A 25,981-nucleotide genomic window follows, 5' to 3' on the forward strand; every position below is an offset into this window, starting at 1 on the left:
AGGCCGCCCTCCGGCGGCCTGTTTTTTGACGGAGTGCGACATGGCATTTTCCCTTGAGCAGGCTACACACGCGCAGCGGCCACTGCTGGCGGTCATGCTGTCCGATTGCCTTCGCGAGCTGGGCGCCGATGGCGATTACCCCTATCTGCCGCTCTACTGGCGCGAGGTCGGCCGCTACCCCTATTTGATTTTGAGCGATCGGCAAACGGCCGGTTTCGCGTTGGTCCGGCGCCTGGACAGCGCCACCGTCGAAATGGCGGAGTTCTACGTCAAGCCCGAGTGGCGGCGCATCGGGCTGGGGCAACGGGCCGCCCACGCCTTGTTCGCGCAACATCCCGGCGGCTGGTCGCTGTCGGTCAGCCCGGATAATCCGCGCGGGCTGGCGTTTTGGCGCGCGGTAATACCGGCCGGGGCCACGACCGAACCGCTATCGGCCCCCGATGCCATAATGCAGCTGCGTTTTTCATCCCCGCCGCGCTGAGCGACACATTACCTTCATCCTTTTATGGCAGGGTAACCCGATTCGTTCTTTGCTATCGAGCCTGCCATGACTTCACTTTCCCCACGGGACATCGAGGCGCGCTACCGCTTTGCGCGTGAGATCGCCCGCGCCGCCGCCGATCTCGCTTTCAGCTTTTATCAACGGCGGCAAACTCTGGCTGTCGACTTCAAACAGGGGCTGCAGGACGTGGTCAGCGAGGCCGATCGCCGCGTCGAAGCGCTGATCCGCCGCATGATCAGCCGCCGCTTTCCTCAGGACGGGTTTCTCGGCGAGGAAAGCGGCAGCACCGGCGAAAACGCCGCCTGCGTTTGGGTCGTCGATCCGATTGACGGCACCGCCTGCTTCCTGAACGGATTGCATACCTGGTGTATCGCGATAGGCGTGGTGATCGACGGCGAGCCGACGATAGGCGTGGTCTACGATCCCAACCACCGCGAGATGTTCCGCGCCTGTCGCGGCCACGGCGCCTTTCTCAACGGGGAGCCGATCGGCGTGCATGCCGGGCGCAGCGTCGCGGATGGCGTGATGGGCGTCGGGATTTCACCGCGCGCTTCAGCGGCGGAATTCAGCGGCTTTCTCTGTCGCCTGCTGCAGGCGGGAGGGATGTTTGTGCGCAGCGGCTCCGGCGCGTTGATGACCGCCCAGGTGGCCGCCGGTCGGCTGCTGGGCTATTACGAACCGCACATGAATGCCTGGGACAGCCTGCCTGGCTGGGTGCTGACGCGCGAAGCCGGCGGCGTGGCGAATGACTTTATGCACAACGACGGGTTGCGGCGCGGCAACCCGCTGCTGCTGGCCAACGCGGCGCTCTACCCGCAGTTGGTCGAACTGATTCAAATGCCAGGCTTGATCGGCTCGACGTGCCCTATCGCGCGCGTGATGGCAGGATAAAGCGAGCGCAGCCGGCGCTCGACCCGATCGACCGCATCGTGCGCGGCGGCGATGGTGACCGCCGGCGACACCCGGCAGTGGAAGTTGACGATGATGCCCCCGTCGGTCTTGCGCGCGCGGACGTTGTGTACGTCTTGCACGCTCTCTCCCTGCTCCAGCGCCGACTGCAGGATGCGGCGAATATCGGCCAGCTCCGTCGCATCGACATCCTCGCTGGTCAGCCAATGCGGCGTCTGCGGCTCCAGGTGCGTCTCTATCTCGGTGTCTTCACCGATCGCCTGGCGCAGGATCCCCTCTATCTCCGTGGCAATGTCATGCGCCTGCGCCACGCTGGCGTTGGCCGGCACCGCCAAATCCATGCCGATCGCCATGCGCGTCGGCAGCTGCTGCAAGGTCACATTCTGCACCTGCGCGCCGTGGTTGGCGGCGATCGCCCGAATGCGCGTCGCCATGTCTTCATCGCTGCGGGTCTGCGGCACCGCGATGACGGTAAATTCCGCGCTGGCGTACTGCTCCCGCAGCCGCTCAACGATCTCTCGCTTCAGCGCGTCGATGCGTTCCAGCGGCAAGGTGCGGCACACCGCCACCGTGATTTCGACGAACAGCACCGCACCGGCGTTGCGAATGCGCACGCTGTCGCAGGCCAGCACCGCCGGAAAACTTGCCAGCGTGGCGCGGATCGCCTCAGTAGCCCCGGCCGGCGCGGCATCCATCAACGAGTCGAAGGAGCGTTTGCCCAGTTTGATCGCGGCGACAAAGATAAAGCCGGCGACGATCAGCGCGGCGATGGCGTCCGCGCGGCCAAAGCCCAGCAGCACAAACACCATGCCCAGCAGCACCACGCCGGACGAAAGCATATCGGAGAAGAAATGCAGCGCATCCGCTTCCAGCGCCGCGCTGTCGGTCGCTTTGGCGACGCGGTTGAGCGCCCGCACGCGGAAGAAATCGACGCAGATGGAAATGAGCAGCACCGCAATCACCACCGGCGCGGCGACGATCTCATGCGGTTGCCCGAGCAGGCTGCTGCCGGCCTCATAAACGATCCAGCCGGCGGCGCCCAGCAACAGCAGCACCTCGAACAGCGCCGCCAGGTTTTCCACCTTGCCGTGGCCGAAGTGATGATCGTCATCGGCGGGCTTATCGCTGATGCGCACCGCCAGCCAGGTGATGCTGGTGGCGATAAAATCGGTAAAAGAGTGGATCCCTTCGGATATCAGGCCAATACTGCCGGTAAAAATACCGGCGACGAACTTGCCCGTAGCCAGTAACCCGCTGGCGATCATCGAGTTTCTGGCCACGGCCTGTTTTTCATTCTGCATTATGCTGCTCACATTCGGACGGTGATTTATTTTTTTACTTTAGAGGATAATTGCCAGACAAAGGCGATCAGCAGCATACTGCCAGAAAATGTCAGCATGAGGCTAGTAAGAAAATTGGATTTTCCGGTGGAATAAAAATAAATCTCATTAACGCCCACCGAGATCATTAAAATGGCGTAGAGCAATCCCAGAATAAGAATCGTCATTATTATCAACTCCCGTATCAGGCCGCGCGTTCGGCGCGCCGCTAAAAATCCTCCCCATAATAAATAGCGGTTACGGGGAGGATGCATCTAGGCGGATCTTTTGCGTTCATCAATCATCCCATTTGGTGCTCATATAGGCCGCTAACAGGCCCAGTGAGCTGATCATTGCCAGGAATCCCATAAAAATAGTCATGTTTCCCATTATTTTGTCCTCAGGTTAAATGTTATCGATAAAAGCCCCTTGCGTTAAATATCGGGGTTGGTCGGTATCCATGTTTTTTAACGTCCTCCTCATTAAGGCTTTACATCTCCGCCCGCAACATCGGGCGGAGCGCGGTTAAATACCCAATACCTGCTGGGCAATTTTGAAATAAATAATCAGGCCGGTGCCGTCGATAAAGGTAGCGATAAACGGCGCCGATACCACCGCCGGATCGATGCCGAGACGTTTCAACAGCATCGGAATGATCGACGAGACAATCGCGCTCCACACGGTGATTGCCACCAGCGACAGGCTGACCACCAACGTCACCTCCATGCCGACGCCCATGATCCAGGCGCGTACCCAGGCCGCCAGGCCAATGGTGACGGCGATCAGCAGCGAGGTCGTCACTTCCTTGCGGATCACCGCGCCCAGGTTGCGCAGGCTGACCTCACCCAGCGCCATGGCGCGCACCAGCGTCGAGGTGATCTGGGTGCCGCTGTTGCCGCCGGTGCCGATCAGCAGCGGGATGAAGAACGCCAACGCGATCGCCGCTTCGAGCTGATCTTCAAACGCCTTCAGCACGTTGCCGGTGTAAGCTTCGGCGACGAACAGCATCAGCAGCCACACCGATCGTTTACGCCACAGCGCCCACGGGCTGGTCTCCAGATAAGGCTTGTCCAGCGGCAGGCTCGCGCCCTGGCGCTGCGCGTCTTCGGTGTTTTCATCCTCGACCAGGCGGGCGATCTCTCGCTCCCCCAGCACGCCGACCAGCGTGTTGTTCGCCACGACCGGCACCACGTCCAGGCCGCCCTTGCCGAGCAGATGCGCCACGTCGTTGCGATCGTCGTCGGGCGAAACCTGAAAATAGCTGTGGTCCATCATCACGCCGACCGCTTTATCCTGCTCGTCGCACTGCAGCAGTTTTTTCACCGACAGCGTGCCGCGCAGATGATAATCGTCCGCGGTAATAAATACCCGGGTGGGAATTTCGTCCGTTTTTAGCTGTGAAAGTAAATATTCCCGGGCATGATTGACCGTCATCGTCGCGGGAACAGTAATAAAATCGGCGTTCATATAGCCGGCGACCGAGGTCTCGTCGAGAGTTTCAGTCGCGCTCAGCGCCGGAGAAGAATAATGTTGATGTGACTTGATCATTGTCAGTCCCTATTTCTGTTTTGAACTTCAACAGCGAATCGCATAGGGGCGTAACCACAGAGGGAGTGCAGACTGCCTATCTCCGCGTCCAGGTTTTAGCACTATACAACGTATCCGAACTGTTGCTCGGAAGTTACTTTGGGCTGAACCTTAATCCGATAAAGCCTGTCTTAACCTTGGGCATCTCTCGATGTCGTCAGATCAGTAACCTGTGTTTGTATAGGAGCCTCGCCAAACGAGATACTGCATATAAACTACCGGCGCAGTATAGGCGGTGTTTTCTTCAGCGGGAAGAAAAGATTGCCCGTCGTTTATGGAGTATTTAGGATAATGTTATTAAACACGAATCTATAAAAACGGCTGATATAAATCAGCCGTTTTTTATTTCTCAGTGCTCGAGAAGATAGACGTTTTTATCGTACAAGGCGCCCTGACGGGTAAAGTCGATCCCCTTCACGTAAGGTTTAATGAGCGTGGCGTTAGCCTCGTAGTACACCGGTGCCACCGGCGTATCGGCGGCCAGCACCGCCTCAGCCTGCTGGAAATATTGTTGCACCTGCTGCGGCGTCTGCGCCGCCGTCGCCTGATGCAGAATGCGGTCATAGTCCGGGTTATGGTATTTGGGGCTGTTCTCGCTGCTGTCGGAACGGAACACGTTCAGGAAGGTGGATGGATCGTTGTAATCTGCCAGCCAGCGGGTAAAGGCCACGCCGTACTGCCCGCGGTTGATATTATCCAGCGTCACTTTACGCTCCTGGCTTTGCAAGCTGGCCTCTACCCCTAGGTTCTTTTTCCACATGGCGGCGGCGGCGATGACGATCTTCTTGATGGTGGCGTCATTGCTGTACAGCACGGTAAACCGCAGCGGGTTCTCGGCGTTGAAACCGGCCTGCGCCAGCAGTTGCTTCGCCTGGGCGTGCCGTTGTTCCGGCGTCCAGCCGGCCGCCGCGCCGGGCTGCAGGCTATAGCCGCCCGCCCCCGTTGGGGTAAAGGTCCAGGCCGGCTGTTGGCCGTATCCCAGCACCTTGCCGGCGATAATCTCTTTGTCCAGCGCCAGATTCAGCGCCTGGCGCACCCGCAGGTCGTTAAACGGCGCCTGGCGGTTGTTGAAGGCAAAATAACTGGTGGAGAGCAGCGGATAGGTCACCAGCTGTTGCTCACCGAGCGTTTTTTTCAGCTGCTGATACAGCTCCGGCGGCGTGGTATACCCCAACTCAACCTCGCCGGCGCGAAAACGCGCCACTTCCGGGAAGCCCTGTATCGGCAAGAACGTCACCTTGTTGAGCACGGTGTTGGCGTTGTCCCAATACTGCGGGTTACGCTCCACCACCACCTTTTCGTTCACCACCCACTGGCTGAGACGGAATGCGCCGTTGCCGACAAAATGCGCCGGTTGAGTCCAGTTCTTGCCGTACTGTTCCACCACCTTGCGGTTAACCGGCAAGACCGGAAAATGTACCAGCTGCTTGAGCAGGTAGGAGTTGGACTCCGACAGCGTCACCTGCAGGGTATGCGCGTCCAGCGCCTTGACGCCCAGCTCGCTCGGCGGTTTGCTGCCGGCGTTGATCGCCGCCGCATTAAGCACGTAGGCCGAAGCCAGATAGCTGCCGTACGGCGACGCGGTTTTCGGATCGGTGAGGCGCCGCCAGCTGTAGACGAAATCGTCGGCGGTCACCGGATCGCCGTTCGACCATTTGGCCTGCGGCCGCAGATGGAAGGTCCAGACGTTGCCCTGATGCTCCCATTTCTGCGCCAGCGCCGGGATCGCTTCGCCGTCTTTCCCGACGCGCAGCAAACCTTCGAACAAATCGTTGAAGATGTAGAACTCCACATTGCTCTCGGCCAGGTTCGGATCCAGCGTCGCCGGTTCATACCCGTTGGCGCGCACCAATTCCTGTACCGGCGCCAGTTTAGCGCCCGCCGGTACGTCGGCAGCCTGAGCTGCCGTCGCGTTAAAAGCCAGGAGGATTAAACCAGCCAATTTCTTGTCATTAAATGAATATTTCACGTCGATATCCCTGTTAAGTGTTTTATCGCGTTCAATATGCAATGTGGCAGTGGAATAAATTAAATCATTAATCGCTATGAGTCATAACCAAAAGCGGTGTTGAATTTCTTTCATTATCAACGGAATAGTGGCGAATACTGACGAAAACAAGCGGGAGGACGTGGCGGCCGGCATCGCCGAACAGGAACGTCGCGAACCGGCGGTGAAATAAATTCAGACAATCAATACAGATTATTCCAGCCGAAACTTAACTTATCCTTAGGGCAATTCATTTTGTGAGCGATCGTCAAAAATAATTTAATACGAATCGTTTTCACTATCATTATTGATGTTCTTGGCTAAAATCGGCCTGCTTGCGCTTGCCAGGCGATATTCGTTTTCCTCATTCGAACGCTAAAAGGATAACTGCATGAAGCTGCGTATTTCATCTCTCGGCCCCGTCGCCCTGCTCGCCTCCTCGATGATGCTGGCCTTCGGCGCTCAGGCGGCCTCGGCCGATCAGGGCATCGTCATTTACAACGCCCAACATGAAAACCTGGTCAAATCCTGGGTCGACGGGTTTACCAAAGACACCGGCATCAAGGTCACGCTGCGCAACGGCGGCGACAGCGAGCTGGGCAATCAGCTGGTGCAGGAAGGCAGCGCCTCGCCTGCCGACGTGTTCCTGACGGAAAACTCCCCGGCGATGGTGTTGGTGGATAACGCCAAGCTGTTCGCCCCGCTGGACGCCGCGACGCTGGCCCAGGTGGAACCGCAGTATCGCCCAAGCCACGGCCGCTGGACCGGCATCGCCGCCCGCTCTACCGTGTTCGTCTACAACCCGGCCAAACTGACCGAAGCACAGCTGCCGAAGTCGCTGCTGGACCTGGCCAAGCCGGAATGGAAAGGCCGCTGGGCCGCCTCGCCGTCGGGCGCCGATTTCCAGGCGATCGTCAGCGCGCTGCTAGCGCTGAAAGGCGAGAAAGCGACGCTGGAGTGGCTGAAAGCGATGAAAACCAATTTCACCGCCTATAAGGGCAACAGCACGGTGATGAAAGCGGTCAATGCCGGCCAGGTCGACAGCGGCGTGATCTATCACTACTACCCGTTCGTGGATGGCGCTAAAACCGGCGAGAACAGCAACAACATCAAGCTGTACTACTTCAAACATCAGGATCCGGGCGCGTTCGTCAGCATCTCCGGCGGCGGCGTGCTGGCTTCCAGCAAGCATCAGCAGCAGGCGCAGGCGTTCATCAAGTGGATCACCGGCAAACAGGGCCAGGAGATCCTGCGCACCAACAACGCCTTCGAATACGCCGTCGGCATCGGCGCAGCCTCCAACCCGAAACTGGTGCCGCTGAAAGATCTGGACGCACCGAAAGTAGATGCCGCGCAGCTGAACAGTAAAAAAGTGGTCGAACTGATGACCGAAGCCGGCCTGCTGTAAGGCCCGCCGGCAAACCGAGAGTTTTTGATCGTTATGTCAAACCTGAGTACCCACGCCGCGCAGACCGCGCGGCGTTATTCTGTTGTCCCCCGTCATCAGCGGCCGGGGGCGATCGTAGTGGCCAGCGCCGTGCTGCTGTCGCTGCTGGCGCTGTTGCCGCTGGGATTCGTTATCGGCGTGGCGTTTGAAACCGGCTGGCAAACGGTCAACGCTCTGGTTTTCCGCCCGCGCGTGGCGGAACTGCTGTTGAACACCCTGCTGTTGGTGGTGCTGACGCTGCCGATCTGCGCCGTGCTGGGCGTGGCCCTGGCCTGGTTGACCGAGCGCACCACGCTGCCGGGCCGCCGTCTCTGGGCGGTACTGGCCACCGCGCCGCTGGCGGTGCCGGCCTTTGTGCAAAGCTATGCCTGGATCAGCCTGGTGCCGTCGATGCACGGCCTGGGCGCCGGGGTCTTCATCTCGGTGCTCGCCTATTTCCCGTTTATTTACCTACCGGCCGCCGCCGTCCTGCGCCGTCTGGATCCCGGTATCGAAGACGTCGCCACCTCGCTCGGTTCCCGGCCGCTGACGGTCTTTTTCCGCGTGGTGCTGCCGCAGCTGAAGCTGGCGGTCTGGGGCGGTTCCCTGCTGATCGCATTGCACCTGCTGGCGGAGTATGGCCTGTATGCCATGATCCGCTTCGATACCTTCACCACCGCGATCTTCGATCAGTTCCAGTCGACCTTCAACGGCCCGGCGGCCAACATGCTGGCCGGCGTATTGGTATTGTGCTGCCTCGGGTTACTGCTGCTTGAGGCTCTCAGCCGCGGCCGCGCGCGCTATGCCCGCGTCGGTTCCGGCAGCGCCCGCAGCCAAACGCCGCGTCGCCTTTCGCTGCCGCTCGCCGCGCTGGCGCTGCTGCTGCCGATTTCGCTGACCGCGCTGGCGCTGGGCGTGCCTTTCATTACCCTGGCCCGCTGGCTGTGGCTGGGGGGATTCGAGGTGTGGCGCAACGCCGAGCTGTGGCCTGCGCTGTGGCAAACGCTGTCGCTGTCCGGCGTCGGCGCGTTGCTGATCACGCTGTGCGCCATTCCGATGGCCTGGCTGTCGGTACGCTATCCGGCCCGGCTGTACCGCGTGCTGGAAGGCTGTAACTACGTGACCAGCTCGCTGCCCGGCATCGTGGTGGCGCTGGCCCTGGTGACCATCACCATTCACAGCTTCCGGCCGATTTACCAAACCGAAATCACCCTGTTGCTGGCGTATTTGCTGATGTTTATGCCGCGGGCGCTGATCAACCTGCGCGCCGGCATCGCACAGGCGCCGGTGGAATTGGAAAACGTGGCGCGTAGCCTCGGCAAATCGCCGGCGCAGGCGCTGTGGAGCACTACGCTGCGGTTGGCGGCGCCGGGTGCCGCGGCGGGCGCGGCGCTGGTGTTCCTGGCGATCGCCAATGAACTGACCGCCACGCTGTTGCTGGCGCCGAACGGCACCCGCACGCTGGCCACCGGATTTTGGGCGCTGACCAGCGAGATAGACTACGTCGCCGCCGCGCCTTATGCGCTGATTATGGTGGCGCTGTCATTGCCGCTCACCTGGCTTCTTTATTCTCAATCTAAACGCACGGCGGGACTATGAGCACGCTCGAACTGCACGGTATCGAAAAATCTTATAACGCCATCAGGGTGCTGGAACACATCGACCTGCAGGTTGCCGCCGGCAGCCGCACGGCGATCGTCGGCCCTTCCGGCTCCGGCAAAACCACCCTGCTGCGCATCATCGCCGGCTTTGAAATTCCCGACGGCGGCCAGATCCTGCTGCAGGGGCAAGCCATGGGCAACGGCGGCGGCTGGGTGCCGGCGCATCTGCGCGGCATCGGCTTCGTCCCGCAGGATGGCGCGCTGTTCCCGCACTTCACCGTCGCCGGCAACATCGGTTTTGGCCTTAAAGGCAGCAAGCGTGAGAAACAGCGGCGCATCGAGGCGCTGATGGAGATGGTGGCGCTGGATCGCCGTCTGGCCGCTCTGTGGCCGCACGAATTGTCCGGCGGGCAGCAGCAACGGGTCGCGCTGGCGCGTGCCCTGTCGCAGCAACCCCGGCTGATGCTGCTGGACGAACCGTTCTCGGCGCTGGATACCGGCCTGCGCGCCGCCACCCGCAAAGCGGTCGCCGAACTGCTGACGGAGGCCAAGGTGGCGTCGATTCTGGTCACCCACGATCAGAGCGAAGCGCTGTCGTTCGCCGATCAGGTAGCGGTGATGCGCAACGGCCGGCTGGCGCAGGTGGGCGCGCCGCAAGATCTCTATCTGCGGCCGGTCGATGAGCCGACCGCCAGCTTCCTTGGCGAAACGCTGGTGTTGACCGCCGAACTGGCGCACGGCTGGGCCGACTGCGCATTGGGGCGCATCGCCGTCGACGATCGGCAACGCAGCGGCCCGGCGCGCATCATGCTGCGCCCGGAGCAGATTCAAATCGGTTTGTCAGATCCGGCGCAGCACGGCCAGGCGGTGATCACCGGCATCGATTTCGCCGGCTTCGTCTCTACGCTCAACCTGCAAATGGCCGCCGGCGGCGCGCAAATCGAGATCAAAACCGTCAGCCGCGAAGGCCTGCAGCCCGGTTCTCAGGTCACTCTCAACGTGATGGGCCAGGCGCATATTTTCGCCGGTTGACATGGCGGGGGGAGCCTCTTGACGCTCCCCTCGCCGCCGAGGCCATTATTCGCCACCACAACCAGACGCTGTCGGGGCCGTTCCTGACGTTGGCATTGGCGGAAGAGATACGATCCTAAGCGAAACGCTAAGTGTAGCGACCTGCATTTATAAATGGGCAAACCTGCATTTACTCCAGATTTTCAGCCCACATTAACTGCAACCAGCGCTGGTCTCAGACCCACAATACCTGCAAATGAACCTGCATTTATCCGCACCGACCCCAGCCATGCGGATTGCAGACCGATAGTGAACGTCACAGGATAGCGTCCATAACACGGTCGTTTCATGGATGAATAGAACGTACCAGGTCCGTTTTTATAATTTAAAAAAAAGAAACCATTGTTATATAAATAGATAGGGACATCCCATTAATGGATACATTTTGAAAACTAAAAACCATTTCCTATGCAATAATTATCTTATTAATTTATATTGATTAGTACATGAATTTATATGGCTATTTTCCTACGTCCGTAACAAATAATTAAAGCATTAATTTATTTTAAAGCTATTCTATTGAATTAGGTACGCCAAATATACTGCAATTGATTATTTATTTAATAATTTAAACTGCAAGTATGTTGTGCTTTCTGTGGCGAAAAATTATTTTTCCTTTAACGATAATAAAGGGGTGATGCAATGGAAAATAAATCAAATCATGTGAGTGAACTTGTAACGTCCGATGTCTCCACACAGTGGATGGCAGTAAGTAACATCCAAATCAGAACGGATGCGGATTCAAGTCCCGTGCAAATTTTTGGTAATGGGCTCAATATGATAAAGGTTTATGTCAGCTTTGACCTTTTGAATGGAAACAGCACGTCGGATAAAAACCTCCCGGCCAAAAACACGCCTGACGTTGCCACGCTAAAAAAAGCCACAACGCTTATTGTATACAATGATATAAAACACAATGAATTAAAGAGGTTAACCAGTTGCCCCACTATGGATAACCTTTCCCCTGACGGTTGGAGTGACGGTTGGGCTTATACGGATAAGCCTAATCAATTTCTGGTTGTGTCAAGCGCAGCCAACAATGCGGTGACACCAACCAATCGTGCTCAAGTGATCTATTACGTTCTGTGTAAAAGCCCAAAAATGCTCAGTCTTCAAATAGGCGTTAAGATCACCCCGACGGGACCGGGTGCCAGCAGCTATTATGATGCGCCAAAGGGCATTAGCGAGGCTCCCCTTACCATTATCGCAAACCCCACAGTAACTTATTATCCCGACAATTTTGTCTGCTCGTGGCAACCGGTATCCCATAGCGGCAGCAGCGATACCTGGGACTCGAGCATTGATTCGATCAATAACTTCTGGCGGCAGTATAACGGCGTCATCAGCATTGATCCTGGAGTAAGCGGTGCGGGAAGTAAGCTTTACTACCAAATTTCATGCCCACCGCAGAAACAATCGAATAATCTTATGTCCCCGTGCAGTACGCGTACCATTAACGGTTATCGTACCGACGCATATGTTTGGCCGTCAACGCAAAAAAATTCGCCACCAAAAGATCGTCCAATTGTTGGCATCTCTCCGTCGGAAACCGACCAGAACGATGTGACTCTCATAAATATTGGCGATGAAAGCGATAAGATAAGAATCAGTCTGATTTTCAGCGTGAACACGGATTATGCCGAGGGACAGCGATGCAGCGCCAACAAAATCACGGTTTATGATGAAAATGGAAATTCCGGCGCGTTTTATCTGAGCCCTGACCTGCCCAATTATGCACAGTTATTAAACGATACATCGTGGTCTCCCTGTAGTGGAAATCAGAATAACGTTATCAATACAAACTATCCCGTAGCAATAGTTAACAACCATTCCGGTAACATGTTTATCTGGAACAACCAGGAGGCGCAAACTCACCAGGACGGATTAAGCAATTACTATAAATGGACACTCTCACCGGTCAAGTCCCCTGGCCGCACGATATTCAGTCTATACAGCACGAATACCGAGAGGTATTTAATGCGGGGCAATAAAAGCGGCAAGGATTTTAAAATGATCCCTTGTGGCAATCTCAATGATAACTGGACGTCATTCAGTTTAAAACCTTTGTGGTCACAACAACTATTTGGGATCGCCACCTACGCGGGAAATATCTATTTAAGAGCGGAAAACGAAACCTCCACACATACGAGGGGTTATTATCATGTCTATGGTGACGGATATTACAGCCCGGAAGATATCCCTAACCTCCCTGCATTACAGTGGTCTTTTAAACCTATAAAATAAAATCATCGCCTCCTGCTTGTTGCCGCGGTTTCAACTGAAGGCGCTTATCATTATAAACAGGATAAAATCACATGAGTGACGACTCTGCCTTTTTCACCCAAGCCAGTAACTTTATCAGCGCCGTATCCGGGGGGGTAGATCCGCGTACCGGTCTATACGGCATCAATATTACCCTGGGTCAGTTGGTTGCCAACGATCGCCGGGGGCCGGTCCTGCCTCTGTCGCTCAGTTATTCTCCTCTCAATACCACCGATATCGGTTTCGGCATTGGTTTTGCTCTCGGGCTGTCTTCTTATCACGGTGACGCTCAGTCCGGGTTGCTTACGCTTGCCACCGGTGAACGCTATCAGGTCATTGACGGCGGCATTCAGCAAAAAAAACTCGACAATTTCAGGTTCGATATGTCGGAAGACAACTATCGTATTCTGCATAAAGATGGCAGCGTAGAGCTGCTCGGGCAGATTGGCGGTTTCTGCGTTCCTAGCCAGATATTCACGCCAAGCGGCAACAATATCACGCTACATTGGGATGTCTCCTGCGGCCCGTTACGGCTGAGCAATATTACCGATGAGGCAGGTATATCCTTACTTACCCTGGAATACACGGGAAACTCCGCCGTTCTGCACGTGTTGCCTGATCAGACGGAAGGGTACGACGTTTGGTTAACCCTGGATAATGAATATCACCTGACGGAGCTGTGGTGTAATGGCCTGGGTGAAAAAGATACATCATTAACCTGGAATATTGGCTATGACCTGCTGGAACAAAGTGGAAACAGTTGGGGGCCGTGGGCGACCTCATTGACCTGGCCAGGCGGGCTCAGGGAAAGCGTCACTTACCTTTGCGGTGATAATGCGCAACGCTTTCCGGAAGGGGCTGGCTTCCCCCCGTTGCCGTGTGTCTCAAGCATAACAACGGCGGACATGTCGTTTTCCCAGACGCAGCAATATGATTATTCCGACCACAATTTTCTTGGTTATGGTTCATCTATAGGCTGGGAGGCGCAGCAAGATAATCTCTACAGTGCGGCAAGCGACTATAAATACAGCTCCACCCAGACGTACACCGACGATGCCGGGGTACAAACGACCACCGTTCGAACCTATAACAATTATCACCTGCTCGAATCCCAGGTGACCACACGCAACGACTGCGTTACCGCGCAACTTACGGAATATCATATTGCACAGAACGCGACGTTTGACGTTCAGCCATCAAACTATCAGTTGCCCAAAACCACCACCACCACCTGGACCAGAGGCAGCGGTACATCGGCAAAAACTCGCAGTGAAATCACCAGCACCACATTTGATGACTCGGGGAACCCGCTAAAAAAATCAACAGTATCGAAAGACGGCAGTGGGGTGTGCACGCCCATCGGCACCGACATCGTCTGGACATATTATCCCGCTGGAGGGGAGACGGCGGATGCCGCCGCCGGGACTGGCTGTCCAGCGGAACCAAACGGATTTATACGGTTTATCAAGACAATGACGGCGACGCCCCGACTGACCGGCGGCTACAAGAGCCCCGAGCAGGTCACCACTTATGCTTACGTGGGCATGGAAACGCCGGATGATGCAAAAGAGGCGATTTCTCTGACCATCATGAAGAGCCGCGAAACCCATTGTCGCGGCAAGCAGCTACTGGCGAACTATGACTACTTCTACTCGGACAAACAAGATAAGACCAACGAATTTGGCCGCCTGATTAAGACGGTTGATATCCATTATCCATCAGGAAAGGAGGGGAAGACGTATCAGACCACGAACGGCACGGCCTACACGCTGAATGCGGCGGACAATGCATTAATCCAGACTGACACCCTGTTAACGCATGACGGCCTGAGCCTGACACATCAGCAGAGGCTCTCGCGTTTCACCGGGCGAGTATGGGAAACGGTTGACGCGCTGGGTGTGAAAGATGTGATGGAGTACGACATGCTGGGGCGCATGACCAAGATCATTACGGCGAAAAATACGGATTATGAAAATACGCGAACCTGGGTCTATGATATCAACGCTGACAACAGTACCCCATTCTCCATCACTGCGACGGATGCGAACCATAATCAGGTGCGTACCGGCTACAACGGTGCAGGAAAAATGATGAGCACAGACGTCTGCCTGGCCGACGACCTGAGCCAAAGCTGGAAAACGTTAAAAACGGGAAGCTATGACAGCCTGTTGCGCCCGACCTCAGTGACGAACAGTGACTATCTGCCAATGGGCTCAGGGAATCTGGAGAGTAAAGCAAGCCAAAACCTGTCCAGCACATTGTCCTATGATGACTGGGGGCTGCAACATCACGTTGCGACGTCGCATGACCTGCTGCATTACCGTGTAACGGATCCGATAGCCATGACGATAACTGCCTATACCGTTGGGAAAAACAATGTCCGCAGCGCCACGACGGTCACCCGGTACAATCTTAATCGGGTGGCGGTACAAATTGACGTCTATAACAATACCAAAGATCCGACGGCGCCCGATTTCGCCGTTCAAAGCGCCGACAGTACAACCAGCGCGGAATTCGACGGTCTCAACCAACTGCGTCGGCAAACGGACGAACTGGGCCGCGTAACGGCGTTCGACTATGATCCGTTTGGGCGGATTGCGGCGACAACATTGCCCAAAGTGTATTCCGACAGTATCAGTGCCGGTACGCAAATCATCCGAATTTACAGTGAAGCCTCGCCATCAGCCTGGCTGAGCGACATTCAGGTAGCGGCGGAAAACGAGACTAAGTCGGGTGCGCGGGGAGCACCGGTATCCATGGGTACCCAGGACTTTGACGGTTTAGGCCGGGTGACAAGCCGCACATCTGGCGGCCGGACCTGGACGGCCAGCTACAGCGCAGGAACCAAGCTTAAAGAGGGTGCCATATCGCCCGGTAGCCTGCACGGTCCGGACAGTTTGACCTCGCCAAACAACAACAGGGTCAACTACGGCTATATTGCGGCGCTGGGCGGCAAGCTGGCCTTTGCGCAGAGTGCCGCACTCCCGCAGCGTAAAGAATTTACCTATGATCGTGCAACGGGCAAGCTGAAAACCGCGAAAGTCAAGAATGGCAGTCAGGTGGAAAACAGCATTACTAACACCTATACGCCGTCGGGCCGCTTATCCGCTGAGCTTTTTTCTCAGGCAACAGTGGCGGCGAAGTACACCTATACGGCGGCCGGTGAAGTCACGAGCTACATCGACGTTACGAAAATAGTTCAGTCGGTAACGAGTTACGACGGTTTTGGCCGTCAGACGGGGGTCAGCGATAAAGATGTGATGATAACGCTTGGGTATGACGAATTAGATCGACCGAATCAGTGGGTGAGTAAGGATCTGTCCACCGAAGCGACGCTGACGACGACGGTGCAGTGGGATAATTTGGGCCGAGAAAAACTGCGTACGGTAACCAGTAACCAAAGTGCCCATAGCTGGACGCTGGAGTCTGAATGGTACTCCAATGCTCAGGTTAAAACGAAAATGCTAAAACGCGGCGGACAAGCAGTACGTACGGAAAACTATAGTTATGATCCGCGCAACCGCCTCACGAACTACAGCGCCAGTGGCAGCGAGTTGCCGCAAGATGAGCAAGGCAACCAGATAACGTCACAGTCATTCAGCTATGATGCCTACGGCAATATTACCTCGGTGCAGAGTACGTTTGCGGATGGTAGCAAGGATACACTGGCTTGCACCTATAACAACCCCGCTGACCCTTGCCAACTGACCCAGGCGACGCATACACATCCAAGCTATGAAACCACCATCCCGATGAAATATGACCTGAATGGCATGCTGACGGATGATGGCATGGGGGCATCCGCGAGGACATTGAACTATTACTCATCCGTCCAGGAAGGGCGTTTATCCAGCGCAACGCGCAAGCTCAAAGATGCCTCATCGCAAAGCACGGTTTATCAATATGACGCCATGGGCCGGCTGATACAGCAGGACGAAACAGCGCTGCACTACCGTGGAACAACGCTGGTGAATCAGCAGAAAGCAGGAGATGAGGTTCGGCTGATAACGGGGCCGGGCGGCAATCTGGCGCAGATCCGCACCGGCGTTAACCCCGGAGTCTGGCTGACGGGAACGGATGCCAATGGCTCGGTGCTGAGCATAGAGCAGGATGCCCGGCAAGACCAGGGAACGTACGATCCGTACGGCCAGAGCATCAATAATCCCGGCGGCAGCGTGCTGGGGTATAACGGTGAACGTCAGGACGAGATTCTTGGCGGTTACCATTTGGGCAACGGTTACCGCCTGTACAACCCTTACCTGAAACGTTTTTCCTCTCCTGACAGCCTGAGCCCGTTTGGGAAAGGAGGGATTAATCCCTATGCCTATTGTGAGGGCGACCCCATCAACCACACCGACCCGACAGGTCATCACGTACGCTGGCAAGCCATTGTCGGTGGCGTGGCATCCGTTATCGGATTGGGGCTGGCCGCAACCTTTGGCGGACCGCTGGCGGTAGCGGGAGCATTGCTCGCCGTGACGTCCGCTGGAACCAATATTGCCAGTCAGGCGGAAAGCAATTCGCATCCCGAAACCAGTCGTATTCTGGGCTGGGTATCGCTGGGAACCGGCGCGGCGTCCGCCGCCGTTGGTGTGGGGGCGGCGGTGCAGGATGTGGGCGGTTCAATGGAGAGGACATTGACGGACAATCCCAGAACAAGAGGTCGCATCGAAGGCGGAGTCGCGGAGGAGCATGTTAATATAGATTACCATTCTGGTTCTGAAGAGAATCCAAGAGCGTGGGACGATTCCATTCGTAATGAGAATGGGACCTATCTTATGGCGAGTAACCGTGTAATAAATGCCGATTATGTGAAAGATGCTGTCAACTTTGTATCTAAGGCCAATGATAAAGATATAGTAATTCTATCTGGAAGCCATGGTACTTCTCGAGGCGTTAACTGGGAAGGCTCTTACAGGCGCGATAGTCTTATTGTGCGCCAATTTGGTCGCGAGGATCGTTCCCTCAGTCTAGGGAACTCGAGGGTATCTGTCAGAAACCTTTCGAGAATATCAACAAGTGAGTACTCTCGTATAGTAAACAGTACAGATAAAAATGTTATTTTAGGCTACTGTTTCAGCCGCAACGATGTTGTTCTGAGGGATGCCAGAAACTTACGTCCGGTGACTTCTTGGTATGTGGGGAGAAGGCAATTTGATGATTATTTGACCGACACTGGTCAAGTCTGGCACGAGTTCATTTAGGGAGATCATCACAATGACTCCCTAGACCTATATACCGGTGTTCCGACGGATAACGTCGTGGCCACGAGCTGGTTTACCAGTTCTGATTTAACACCACCCGTCACACAAACCGGTCACCTGCTGACCGGTTTTTTCGGTTAAAAAAAGACGATCGTATTCTGGCGGCGGGTTTGCCCATTTATAAATGCAGGTCGCTACAGCCAAGGCCGGGCTAACGCCCGGCCCGCTCAGCGGCAAATCTTGTCGTGACGCGGCTTTTTCGGCGCCAGCAGATAATCCACCACGCTTTCGTCAACGCAGCTGTCGATGCCGTTCAGCACCAGCGTATGCCCGTCGCGTTCGCGGGTGATCAGCGGGCTTTTAAAGGCGGCGGCCATCACCTGCGCGTTGCGGTACGGCGTGGTCGGATCGTAGCGCTGCGCGACGAACAGCAGCGGCGGCAACGCGGCAGACGCCACCGGTGTGTGCGGCCGATCTTTGCCGCGGTACGGCCACAGATCGCACATTTCCAGCGGGTATTCGTGCAGCGGCAGATAGTGGGCATACATAGCGGCGGTATTGATCTCCTGCCGCTGCCGGCGCAACAGCTGCGTATCGGCCGTCGGGTTGGCGACGTCGGCACAGGTGATGACGTTCAGGGCGTCATCGGCATCCGGCGAATAGCTTTCGTCGATCAGATCGGAAACCTGCTGCCCGGCGATCCCGGCATCGAGCTGGCGCAGCACGGTCGCCAGCTCGTGCCAGCGCTCCGGCCACAGCAGCAGCGAACGCGTGACCGTCAGCACGTCGTCGGCGGAGATTTCATACCCCGCCGCGGTGACGAACGGCTGCTCATGCAGCTTACGCAGCAAGGCATGATAACGCTGCAGCGCCTGATTGGCGCCGCCGCCCAGCTGGCAACTGTCGGTTTTGCCGCAGTAGGCAGCGAAGCGCAGGAAGCTTTGCTGGAAGCCCCGCTCCTGGTTCAGCCGCTGGGTGAAATCGTCTTCCGCCAGATCCACCACCCCGTCGAGCACCAGCGCGCGCGTTTTCTTCGGAAAACGTTCGGCATACAGCGCCGCCACCTTGGTGCCGTAAGAGTACGCCATCGCCGTCAGCCCCGGTTCGCCCAGCGCGTGGCGGATCGCGTTCAGATCGTTGACCGCTTCGTCGGTGCCGATATGTTGCAGCACGTCCGCGCCGGTCTGTTTGATGCAGGCGGCAATCAGGGTGCGCGTCTGGTTCTCCGCACCGGCCACGTCGTTGTCGTCCGGTGACGGGGTTTCGTCGCCTTCGGCCACCTGACAGGAGATTTTCGGCGTCGATTGGCCGACGCCGCGCGGATCGTAACCGATGATATCGTAGGATTTACGCAGCCTGGCGACGTGACCATCATTGCCCAAATAAGGATTGATGCCCGGCAGGCCCGGCCCGCCGCTGATCATCACCACGCTGCCCTTTTTCGGCCCGGTGGCGGGCAGCAGGGTCAGCGCCAAACGCACGGTCTGTTCGCCCGCCTGCGCCGCATGAGCGGGCGGCGTGGCGTAGGCTAACGGCACCTCAAGGTAACCGCAGCGCAGCCCCGGCGGTGGCGGCTCATCGAACCAGCGCTGAAAACCGCTGTTGAGACATGATTGCCAACGAATGCCGTTCTCGGTCGCGGCACCGTGGAGCACAGGCTTGGCCTGGGCGGGCAACGCGGCGGCGGTCGCGGCGAGCAGCGCCAGAATACGCAGTACTGACATGGGGAGTCCTTTCAACTCAACGAATCGGTCAAAGGTTAACGATACCCGGTTAAACAGCTAGCCAATAGAACACAAAAAGCCGTGCGGGTGAAGCCGTCACCGCGCGCCCGGCAAGATTTTTCTCTGCTCGGATTGCTCTTATAACGCACAGAATGCTGCAAAAAACGGCGTCTACCTGCTAGGCTTAGGATTCGTTAACCCACAAGGATCAGGAGAGCAGCATGTTTGGTAAAGCGGAAGACAAAGCCAATGAAGCCGCAGGCGCGGTAGAAGAAGCGTTCGGCAAAGCCGTCGATTCGCCGGAGCATCAGGTGCGCGGCGCGGCGCGCAAATACGCCTCCCAGGCCAGCTATGCCGCCCGAGACGCAGCGGACAGCGTAAGAACCCAGGTGGAAGCCAACCCGCTGGCCGGCGTGGCCGTTGCGGCGGCGGTCGGCATCGTTTTCGGCTTCTTGCTGGGACGCAAATAAGCGGCGAATGCGCCGCTCGACAACAGGCCCGTTACGGGCCTTTTTTTTCGCCCTTTTCTCCCCCTGCGCGCAAACTTTCATCTATCACAGCCATCGCTTAAAAAAACCAACGCCTTCAACTACGATTAGTTTGTGACCAGAGCGAGGCTCTGCGATCCGGCAGATAACCCTCTGAGGATTATCACCATTATCCATGCTGTTTAAGCCGCTCTCCTTCACGCGGCTAAGAAAGGTTGATTATGGCTCGCACCACCCCTATCGAACGTTACCGCAACATCGGCATCTCCGCGCATATCGATGCCGGCAAGACCACCACCACCGAGCGGATTCTGTTTTACACCGGGGTCAGCCACAAGCTGGGTGAAGTGCATGACGGCGCGGCGACCATGGACTGGATGGCGCAGGAACAGGAGCGCGGCATCACCATCACCTCGGCGGCCACCACCTGCTTTTGGAACGGCATGCAGCATAATTATCCGCAGCACCGCATCAATATCATCGACACCCCCGGGCACGTCGATTTCACCATTGAAGTGGAGCGCTCGATGCGCGTGCTGGACGGCGCCGTGATGGTCTATGACTCGGTGGGCGGCGTGCAGCCGCAGTCGGAAACCGTTTGGCGCCAGGCCAACAAATACAAGGTGCCGCGGCTGGCGTTCGTCAACAAAATGGACCGCATCGGCGCGGACTTTTTCCGCGTGCGCAAAATGATGATCGAGCGCCTGAAAGCCAACCCGGTGCCGATCGTTATCCCTATCGGCGCCGAAGACCACTTCAGCGGCGTGGTGGATCTGGTGCGGATGAAGGCCATACTGTGGGACGAAGCCTCGCAGGGCATGAACTTCAGCTTCGAAGAGATCCCGGCCGAGCTGCGCGATTCGGCGCAGGAGTGGCGCGAAAACATGATTGAGGCCGCCGCCGAAGCCTCGGAAGAGCTTATGGAGAAATACCTCAACCAGGTACCGCTGAGCGAAGAGGAGATCGTCCACGGGCTGCGGGTGCGCACCGTCGCCGGCGAAATCCAGCCGATGCTGTGCGGATCGGCGTTCCGCAACAAAGGGGTGCAGCGCATGCTGGATGCGGTGATCGAGCTGATGCCCTCGCCGCTCGACGTGCCGCCGATGGAGGGCCACGGCGAACACGATGAAATCATCACCCGCAAAGCCGACGACAACGAAAAATTCTCGGCGCTGGCGTTCAAGCTGATGACCGACCCGTTCGTCGGCCAGCTGACCTTCGTGCGCGTCTACTCCGGGGTGCTGGCCAAAGGCAGCAGCGTTTACAATCCGATCAAGGGCAAAAAGGAGCGCATCGGCCGCATCGTGCAGATGCACGCCAACGATCGTAAGGACATCGACGAGCTGCACGCCGGCGACATCGCCGCCTGCGTCGGCCTGAAGGACGTCACCACGGGCGATACGCTGTGCGACCCCGGCGCCATCATCACGCTGGAACGCATGACCTTCCCCGAGCCGGTGATCGCCCAGGCGATCGAGCCGAAGACCAAGGGCGACCAGGAGAAAATGGGCATCGCGCTGCAGCGCCTCTCTTCGGAAGATCCGTCGTTCCGCGTGCGCACCGATGAAGAATCCGGCCAAACCATCATCTACGGCATGGGCGAGCTGCACCTGGAGATCATCGTCGATCGCATGCGCCGCGAATTCGGGGTTGAGACCACCACCGGCAAGCCGCAGGTGTCGTACCGCGAAACCATCCGCAAGCGGGTGGCCGACGTGGAAGGCAAGTTCGTGCGCCAGTCCGGCGGTAAAGGGCAATACGGCCACGTGGTGCTGACCGTCGAACCCAACGAACCCGGCAAAGGCTTCGAATTCTTCGATGAGATCAAGGGCGGCGTCATTCCGGGCGAATTTATCCCGGCGGTGAAAAAAGGCGTGCTCGAGGCGCTGAACAACGGCGTGCTGGCCGGTTATCAGGTGGTGGACGTCAAGGTGCACCTGACCTTCGGTTCTTACCATGACGTCGACTCGTCGGAACAGGCGTTCCGCATGGCGGCGATTTTCGGCTTCAAGGAAGCCTGCCGCCTGGCGGATCCGGTGATCCTTGAGCCGATCATGTCGGTGGAGGTGGAAACGCCGGAAGATTATGCCGGCAACGTGATGGGCGACCTCTCCTCACGCCGCGGCCTGGTGCAGGGCATGGAAGAGATACCGGGCGGCGGCGGCAAGGAAATTCGTGCCAAGGTGCCGCTGTCCGAGATGTTCGGCTACTCGACGACCCTGCGTTCGATGTCGCAGGGCCGCGCCACCTACACCATGGAATTCAGCCACTACGCCGAAGCGCCGCGCAACGTGGCCGAAGAGATCATTCACCACAGCAAGCGTTAACCCTCGCGCCCGCCTTCGCGGCGGGCGTCACCCCTGCTTGTCCTCCAGCGCCACCACCACCGGCTGCGGCTTGATGCGCATGGCGTACACCACGCCGGCGATCAGGCAGACGATGCCGGCCAGCGTCAGCAGCGGCGGCCAGGCCTGGCGCAGCAGAAAGGTATAGGCCAACCCCGCCAGAATTTCGAACACGATGAGCGGCCCCACCAATACCGTCGGCAGGCGCTGGCTGGCTTCGTTCCAGCATAGCGCCCCCAGCCAGGAGCAGAACACGCCGATGACCAGCATCAGCGGGATAAACACCTCAGGGCGCGGGCCGAACGGCAAGGCGAACGCCGGTTCGCTCAGCGCCAATTGGCCGCAGACCGCCAGATAGCCCAGCAGCGCCAGCGGCAGCGTCACCAGCCCTTGCGCCGTGGCCCAGGTAGCCGGCCGCTGCGTCGGGTTCTCCCGCAGCCAGCGCGAGTTGCGCAGCGGGAACCAGGTCCAGCACGCCACCGCCAACACGGCCAGCCCCAGGCCGCTGAGATAACGCCAGCCGTCGATCGGCAGCGCGTTGCCGCGCAGCTCGGCGACGTTCACGCACGCTAACCCGCAGACGATCAGCAGCAGTGCCGGCGCCAGCTTGCCCCAGGCCAGCCGCCCGTCGTGGCGGCCGTAAAACAGATTGGCGCAGATGGCGATCACCACCGGCAAGGTGCCGATGATCATGGTCGATACCGGTGCGCCGGTACGCTGAATGGCGCTGGCCAGGCACAGGTAGTACAGCAGGTTACCGATAGCCGTCAGCTTGAGCGCCTCCAGCCAATCCTGGCGCCGCAGCTTGCGCAGGCGGCGGCGATCGAACCACGCCAGCGGCAAGGTGATCAGCCCGAAGGCCAGATAGCGCCCGGTGGACTGCAGCGCGGCGGGATAATCCGGCACCAGCAGCGGGCCGACGAAGATCAATCCCCACATCAGCCCGGCGGCCAGGGCAAACACAACGCCAATGAACATAACGACTCCGACAAACGGCCGGTGCGGCCAACCCGCCCGACAAGACAGCGGCAGAGTAGCGAAAACGCGGGAAGGAATTATTGTAGCAGGTTGCTGTTTTAGCCCAATTTCACCTGTTTCTGGAAACGCACTGGCGTGACGCCGTAACGATTGGCGAAGGCGCGCGTCAGGTGTGCCTGATCGGTCAGCCCCGCCGCCGCCGCCACCTGTGCGGCGGGCATGCCGCGCTCCAGCATGCGTTTGGCCTGCGACAGCCGGATCGCCATCAGCATCTGCTGCGGCGAAACGTGGTATTCGGCCTTGAACTTGCGCAGAAAATGGTACGGGCTGAGCGACACCAGCTCGGCCAGCTGATTGAGGGTCACCGCCTCGGCGAAGTTGTCGTGCAGGTAGCTTTTCACCACCTCAAAACGGTGCGCCGCCTCGGCTTTTTCCCGCTGCCCGGTGCGAATGTGCGGGTGCAACAGCTCGACCGCCTCCAACAGCAGGCCGTCCAGCGTGAGCGGATCGTCGGTTTGCCACAGCGTGGCGAGAATGGCGGACAGGCGCTGCGCCGCCCGCGGATCGTGGCGCACCGCATCGGTGAACCACTGGCTCCTATCGCCGGACAGCTGCTCCAGCGCCTCGGGCGCCAGATAGAGCATGCGGTAACACCAGCCGCCCGGCGTTTCGGCTTCGCCGGTATGCAGCTCATCGGGGTTCATCAGCACCAGCGCGCCCGGCGCCGCCAGATGCTGCGCGCCGCGATAGCGGAAACGCTCCGCTCCGGTGTCTACGGTGCCGATAGCGAAGGCATCGTGGGTATGCGGCTCGAAGGCATAGCGTTCGATATGCGCCTGATAAAGTTCGACGCCCGGCAGATGCGACAAATGCCGGAACTGCGCGCAATCCTTCTCGAACGGAAACTGTTGTGGTACCCCTTGCACCCGACCTCCTCGTCCGTGCTGACAATCTGCTCAGCATAGCCAAAACATCGCCGATTGAGTAGCCGCCCTGGCGCTTTCGTGCCCCTCGCCTGGACGATCGCCGCCATTCGGCGTAGGGTTAAGGTCCCTGTCCCTTTCAGGCGTGCCGCATCGCGAAGCTCATCGGCCCCTGACACTCCGCAAACAAGAGGCAACAATGTATCCGGATACTCAACTGTATATCGATGGACAATGGCGCAACGCGCTGGCCGGGAAAACCCTGCCGGTCACCAACCCCGCCACCGACGAGATAATCGGTCAAGTGGCGCACGCCGCCACAGAGGATCTCGATCTGGCGCTGGCCGCCACCGAGCGCGGATTTAACGTCTGGCGCGACACCGCCGCGCACCAGCGCGCCAACCTGATGCGCAAAGCGGCGGCGCTGCTGCGCGAACGCGCCAATGCCATCGCCGCCGTCATGACGCAGGAACAGGGCAAACCGGTGGCGCAGGCCAAAATCGAAATTCTCAACGCCGCCGACGTCATCGACTGGTTCGCCGGCGAAGCTACCCGCACCTACGGGCAAATCATTCCGTCCCGCGCCCGCGACGTGCAGCAGCAAACCCTCAAGCTGCCGGTCGGCCCGGTGGCCGCCTTCACGCCGTGGAACTTCCCGATCAACCAGATCGTGCGCAAGCTGTCCGCCGCGCTGGCGGCGGGGTGTTCCATCATCGTCAAAGGCCCGGAAGAAACGCCGGCCTCGCCGGCTGAGCTGATCAAAGCCTTCGCCGACGCCGGGATCCCGGCCGGGGTGATCGCGCTGGTGTACGGCACCCCGGCGGAAATCTCGGAATACCTGATCCCGCATCCGACCATTCGCAAGATCTCCTTCACCGGCTCCACCCGCGTGGGCAAGCATCTGGCGGCGCTGGCCGGCCAGCATATGAAAAAGGCCACCATGGAGCTGGGCGGCCACGCGCCGGTGTTGATCTTCGACGACGCCGATCTCGACGCGGCGGCCAAAGAGCTGGCGCAGTCCAAGTTCCGCAACGCCGGCCAGGTCTGTATCGCCCCGACCCGCTTCCTGATCCAGCAAGGCGTTTATGAAGCCTTCGTGGAGAAATTCACCGCCGCCGTGCGTGAGCTCAAGCTCGGCAACGGGCTGGAAGACGGCGTGACCATGGGGCCGATGGTGCTGGGCCGCAGCGTCGACAATATCGAGGCGCTGGTGCAGGATGCCGTCGCCCACGGGGCAAAAGCCAGCACCGGCGGCAAGCGCGTGGCGGGCAAAGGCAACTTCTTCGAGCCGACGGTGCTGCGCGACGTGCCGCTGAGCGCGCGCGCCATGTCAGAAGAGCCGTTTGGCCCGGTCGCCCTGCTGCGCCCGTTCGCCACCTATGACGAGGCGATCGCCGAAGCCAACCGCCTGCCGTACGGGCTGGCCGCCTACGCTTACAGCCGCAACATCGCCACCGTCAATGCGCTGGGGCGCGACGTGGAGAGCGGCATGCTGAGCATCAACCACATCGGTTTCGGCCTGCCGGAAACGCCGTTTGGCGGCGTGAAAGACTCCGGTCACGGCACCGAAGGCGGCAGCGAAGCGATCGAGTCCTACCTGGAAACCCGCTTCGTCACCGTCGCCGGCCGTTAATCGCGCGTCGGATGAATAGCCA

18 protein-coding genes and 1 riboswitch are annotated in these 25,981 nt (G+C 58.4%); of the genes, 10 read left to right on the forward strand and 8 right to left on the reverse strand.

Features of this window, described 5'->3' with window-relative positions:
• Positions 1-40: 40 nt before the first annotated feature.
• Together QOL81_RS00875 and QOL81_RS00880 are read left to right on the forward strand one after the other, a co-directional pair.
• Positions 41-481: a GNAT family N-acetyltransferase gene (locus QOL81_RS00875; protein WP_060418780.1), complete on the forward strand. Its 441-nt coding sequence runs from the start codon at positions 41-43 to the stop codon at positions 479-481.
• Positions 482-547: 66 nt separating this feature from the next.
• Positions 548-1,393, forward strand: coding sequence for an inositol monophosphatase family protein (locus QOL81_RS00880; RefSeq protein ID WP_060418778.1), 846 nt, complete (start codon positions 548-550; stop codon positions 1,391-1,393).
• Here the strand turns inward: QOL81_RS00880 and QOL81_RS00885 are convergent.
• The 5 genes from QOL81_RS00885 to QOL81_RS00905 form a co-directional block, all read right to left on the reverse strand.
• A complete protein-coding gene (locus tag QOL81_RS00885) occupies positions 1,336-2,712 on the reverse strand; it encodes a cation diffusion facilitator family transporter (RefSeq protein ID WP_048234025.1) in 1,377 nt (458 codons plus the stop codon). The two genes, QOL81_RS00880 and QOL81_RS00885, sit on opposite strands and share 58 nt — an antisense overlap.
• A gap of 26 nt (positions 2,713-2,738) precedes the next feature.
• Positions 2,739-2,918 carry a hypothetical protein gene (locus QOL81_RS00890; protein WP_004938106.1) on the reverse strand — a complete coding sequence of 60 codons (180 nt, stop codon included), beginning with the start codon at positions 2,916-2,918 and terminating at the stop codon, positions 2,739-2,741.
• A 109-nt stretch (positions 2,919-3,027) separates the two neighbouring features.
• A complete protein-coding gene (mgtS, locus tag QOL81_RS00895; protein ID WP_004938109.1) occupies positions 3,028-3,120 on the reverse strand; it encodes a protein MgtS in 93 nt (30 codons plus the stop codon).
• 135 nt (positions 3,121-3,255) lie between these two features.
• Positions 3,256-4,278, reverse strand: a complete 1,023-nt coding sequence (locus QOL81_RS00900; RefSeq protein ID WP_049199101.1) for a magnesium transporter — start codon at positions 4,276-4,278, stop codon at positions 3,256-3,258.
• 73 nt (positions 4,279-4,351) lie between these two features.
• A riboswitch (M-box (ykoK) riboswitch) is annotated at positions 4,352-4,525 on the reverse strand.
• A 141-nt stretch (positions 4,526-4,666) separates the two neighbouring features.
• A complete protein-coding gene (locus tag QOL81_RS00905; RefSeq protein ID WP_283439572.1) occupies positions 4,667-6,286 on the reverse strand; it encodes an ABC transporter substrate-binding protein in 1,620 nt (539 codons plus the stop codon).
• Positions 6,287-6,695: 409 nt separating this feature from the next.
• Between QOL81_RS00905 and QOL81_RS00910 the strand changes: the two genes are divergently transcribed.
• The 5 genes from QOL81_RS00910 (at position 6,696) to QOL81_RS00930 (ending at position 17,868) form a co-directional block, all read left to right on the forward strand.
• Positions 6,696-7,712, forward strand: a complete 1,017-nt coding sequence (locus tag QOL81_RS00910; RefSeq protein WP_070915174.1) for an iron ABC transporter substrate-binding protein — start codon at positions 6,696-6,698, stop codon at positions 7,710-7,712.
• 33 nt (positions 7,713-7,745) lie between these two features.
• The gene (locus QOL81_RS00915) at positions 7,746-9,329 is read left to right on the forward strand and encodes an ABC transporter permease (RefSeq protein WP_070915172.1); all 1,584 of its coding nucleotides are present in this window, start codon (positions 7,746-7,748) and stop codon (positions 9,327-9,329) included.
• On the forward strand, positions 9,326-10,363 hold the full coding sequence (locus QOL81_RS00920) for an ABC transporter ATP-binding protein (RefSeq protein WP_060418771.1): 1,038 nt from the start codon (positions 9,326-9,328) through the stop codon (positions 10,361-10,363). The genes QOL81_RS00915 and QOL81_RS00920 overlap by 4 nt, the downstream gene beginning before the upstream one ends.
• A gap of 681 nt (positions 10,364-11,044) precedes the next feature.
• A complete protein-coding gene (locus QOL81_RS00925) occupies positions 11,045-12,646 on the forward strand; it encodes a hypothetical protein (RefSeq protein ID WP_283439573.1) in 1,602 nt (533 codons plus the stop codon).
• 71 nt (positions 12,647-12,717) lie between these two features.
• Positions 12,718-17,868, forward strand: a complete 5,151-nt coding sequence (locus QOL81_RS00930) for an RHS repeat-associated core domain-containing protein (RefSeq protein ID WP_060418769.1) — start codon at positions 12,718-12,720, stop codon at positions 17,866-17,868.
• 227 nt (positions 17,869-18,095) lie between these two features.
• On the opposite strand, the gene QOL81_RS00935 is transcribed toward QOL81_RS00930, so the two are convergent.
• A complete protein-coding gene (locus QOL81_RS00935) occupies positions 18,096-19,592 on the reverse strand; it encodes an alpha/beta hydrolase (protein WP_283439574.1) in 1,497 nt (498 codons plus the stop codon).
• Between the two features lie 221 nt (positions 19,593-19,813).
• Between QOL81_RS00935 and QOL81_RS00940 the strand changes: the two genes are divergently transcribed.
• Both QOL81_RS00940 and fusA read left to right on the forward strand, forming a co-directional pair.
• Positions 19,814-20,062 (forward strand): glycine zipper domain-containing protein, encoded by a 249-nt coding sequence (locus QOL81_RS00940; RefSeq protein ID WP_004938127.1) that lies wholly within the window; start codon positions 19,814-19,816, stop codon positions 20,060-20,062.
• Between the two features lie 239 nt (positions 20,063-20,301).
• A complete protein-coding gene (gene fusA, locus QOL81_RS00945) occupies positions 20,302-22,407 on the forward strand; it encodes an elongation factor G (RefSeq protein WP_015377944.1) in 2,106 nt (701 codons plus the stop codon).
• A 27-nt stretch (positions 22,408-22,434) separates the two neighbouring features.
• Here the strand turns inward: fusA and QOL81_RS00950 are convergent, their stop codons facing one another.
• Together QOL81_RS00950 and QOL81_RS00955 are read right to left on the reverse strand one after the other, a co-directional pair.
• Positions 22,435-23,403, reverse strand: coding sequence for a DMT family transporter (locus QOL81_RS00950; protein WP_060418765.1), 969 nt, complete (start codon positions 23,401-23,403; stop codon positions 22,435-22,437).
• 98 nt (positions 23,404-23,501) lie between these two features.
• Positions 23,502-24,329, reverse strand: a complete 828-nt coding sequence (locus tag QOL81_RS00955; RefSeq protein ID WP_060387784.1) for an AraC family transcriptional regulator — start codon at positions 24,327-24,329, stop codon at positions 23,502-23,504.
• Positions 24,330-24,525: 196 nt separating this feature from the next.
• Here QOL81_RS00955 and QOL81_RS00960 point away from each other — a divergent pair, with 196 nt between their 5' ends.
• The gene (locus QOL81_RS00960; RefSeq protein WP_060418763.1) at positions 24,526-25,959 is read left to right on the forward strand and encodes an NAD-dependent succinate-semialdehyde dehydrogenase; all 1,434 of its coding nucleotides are present in this window, start codon (positions 24,526-24,528) and stop codon (positions 25,957-25,959) included.
• The last annotated feature ends 22 nt before the right edge of the window (positions 25,960-25,981 follow it).

It is taken from the genome of Serratia sp. CC22-02 (genome assembly GCF_900182895.1).
In the GTDB taxonomy this organism is placed as follows: Bacteria; Pseudomonadota; Gammaproteobacteria; order Enterobacterales; family Enterobacteriaceae; genus Serratia; species Serratia nevei.

Coding starts and splice junctions, on each gene's coding strand:
- QOL81_RS00890 (WP_004938106.1), bottom strand. CDS start 2,918: ATGACGATTCTTATTCTGGGATTGCTCTACGCCATTTTAATGATCTCG.
- QOL81_RS00950 (WP_060418765.1), bottom strand. CDS start 23,403: ATGTTCATTGGCGTTGTGTTTGCCCTGGCCGCCGGGCTGATGTGGGGA.
- QOL81_RS00930 (WP_060418769.1), top strand. CDS start 12,718: ATGAGTGACGACTCTGCCTTTTTCACCCAAGCCAGTAACTTTATCAGC.
- fusA (WP_015377944.1), top strand. CDS start 20,302: ATGGCTCGCACCACCCCTATCGAACGTTACCGCAACATCGGCATCTCC.
- QOL81_RS00910 (WP_070915174.1), top strand. CDS start 6,696: ATGAAGCTGCGTATTTCATCTCTCGGCCCCGTCGCCCTGCTCGCCTCC.
- QOL81_RS00935 (WP_283439574.1), bottom strand. CDS start 19,592: ATGTCAGTACTGCGTATTCTGGCGCTGCTCGCCGCGACCGCCGCCGCG.
- QOL81_RS00880 (WP_060418778.1), top strand. CDS start 548: ATGACTTCACTTTCCCCACGGGACATCGAGGCGCGCTACCGCTTTGCG.
- mgtS (WP_004938109.1), bottom strand. CDS start 3,120: ATGGGAAACATGACTATTTTTATGGGATTCCTGGCAATGATCAGCTCA.
- QOL81_RS00940 (WP_004938127.1), top strand. CDS start 19,814: ATGTTTGGTAAAGCGGAAGACAAAGCCAATGAAGCCGCAGGCGCGGTA.
- QOL81_RS00900 (WP_049199101.1), bottom strand. CDS start 4,278: ATGATCAAGTCACATCAACATTATTCTTCTCCGGCGCTGAGCGCGACT.
- QOL81_RS00925 (WP_283439573.1), top strand. CDS start 11,045: ATGGAAAATAAATCAAATCATGTGAGTGAACTTGTAACGTCCGATGTC.
- QOL81_RS00885 (WP_048234025.1), bottom strand. CDS start 2,712: ATGCAGAATGAAAAACAGGCCGTGGCCAGAAACTCGATGATCGCCAGC.
- QOL81_RS00915 (WP_070915172.1), top strand. CDS start 7,746: ATGTCAAACCTGAGTACCCACGCCGCGCAGACCGCGCGGCGTTATTCT.
- QOL81_RS00920 (WP_060418771.1), top strand. CDS start 9,326: ATGAGCACGCTCGAACTGCACGGTATCGAAAAATCTTATAACGCCATC.
- QOL81_RS00960 (WP_060418763.1), top strand. CDS start 24,526: ATGTATCCGGATACTCAACTGTATATCGATGGACAATGGCGCAACGCG.
- QOL81_RS00875 (WP_060418780.1), top strand. CDS start 41: ATGGCATTTTCCCTTGAGCAGGCTACACACGCGCAGCGGCCACTGCTG.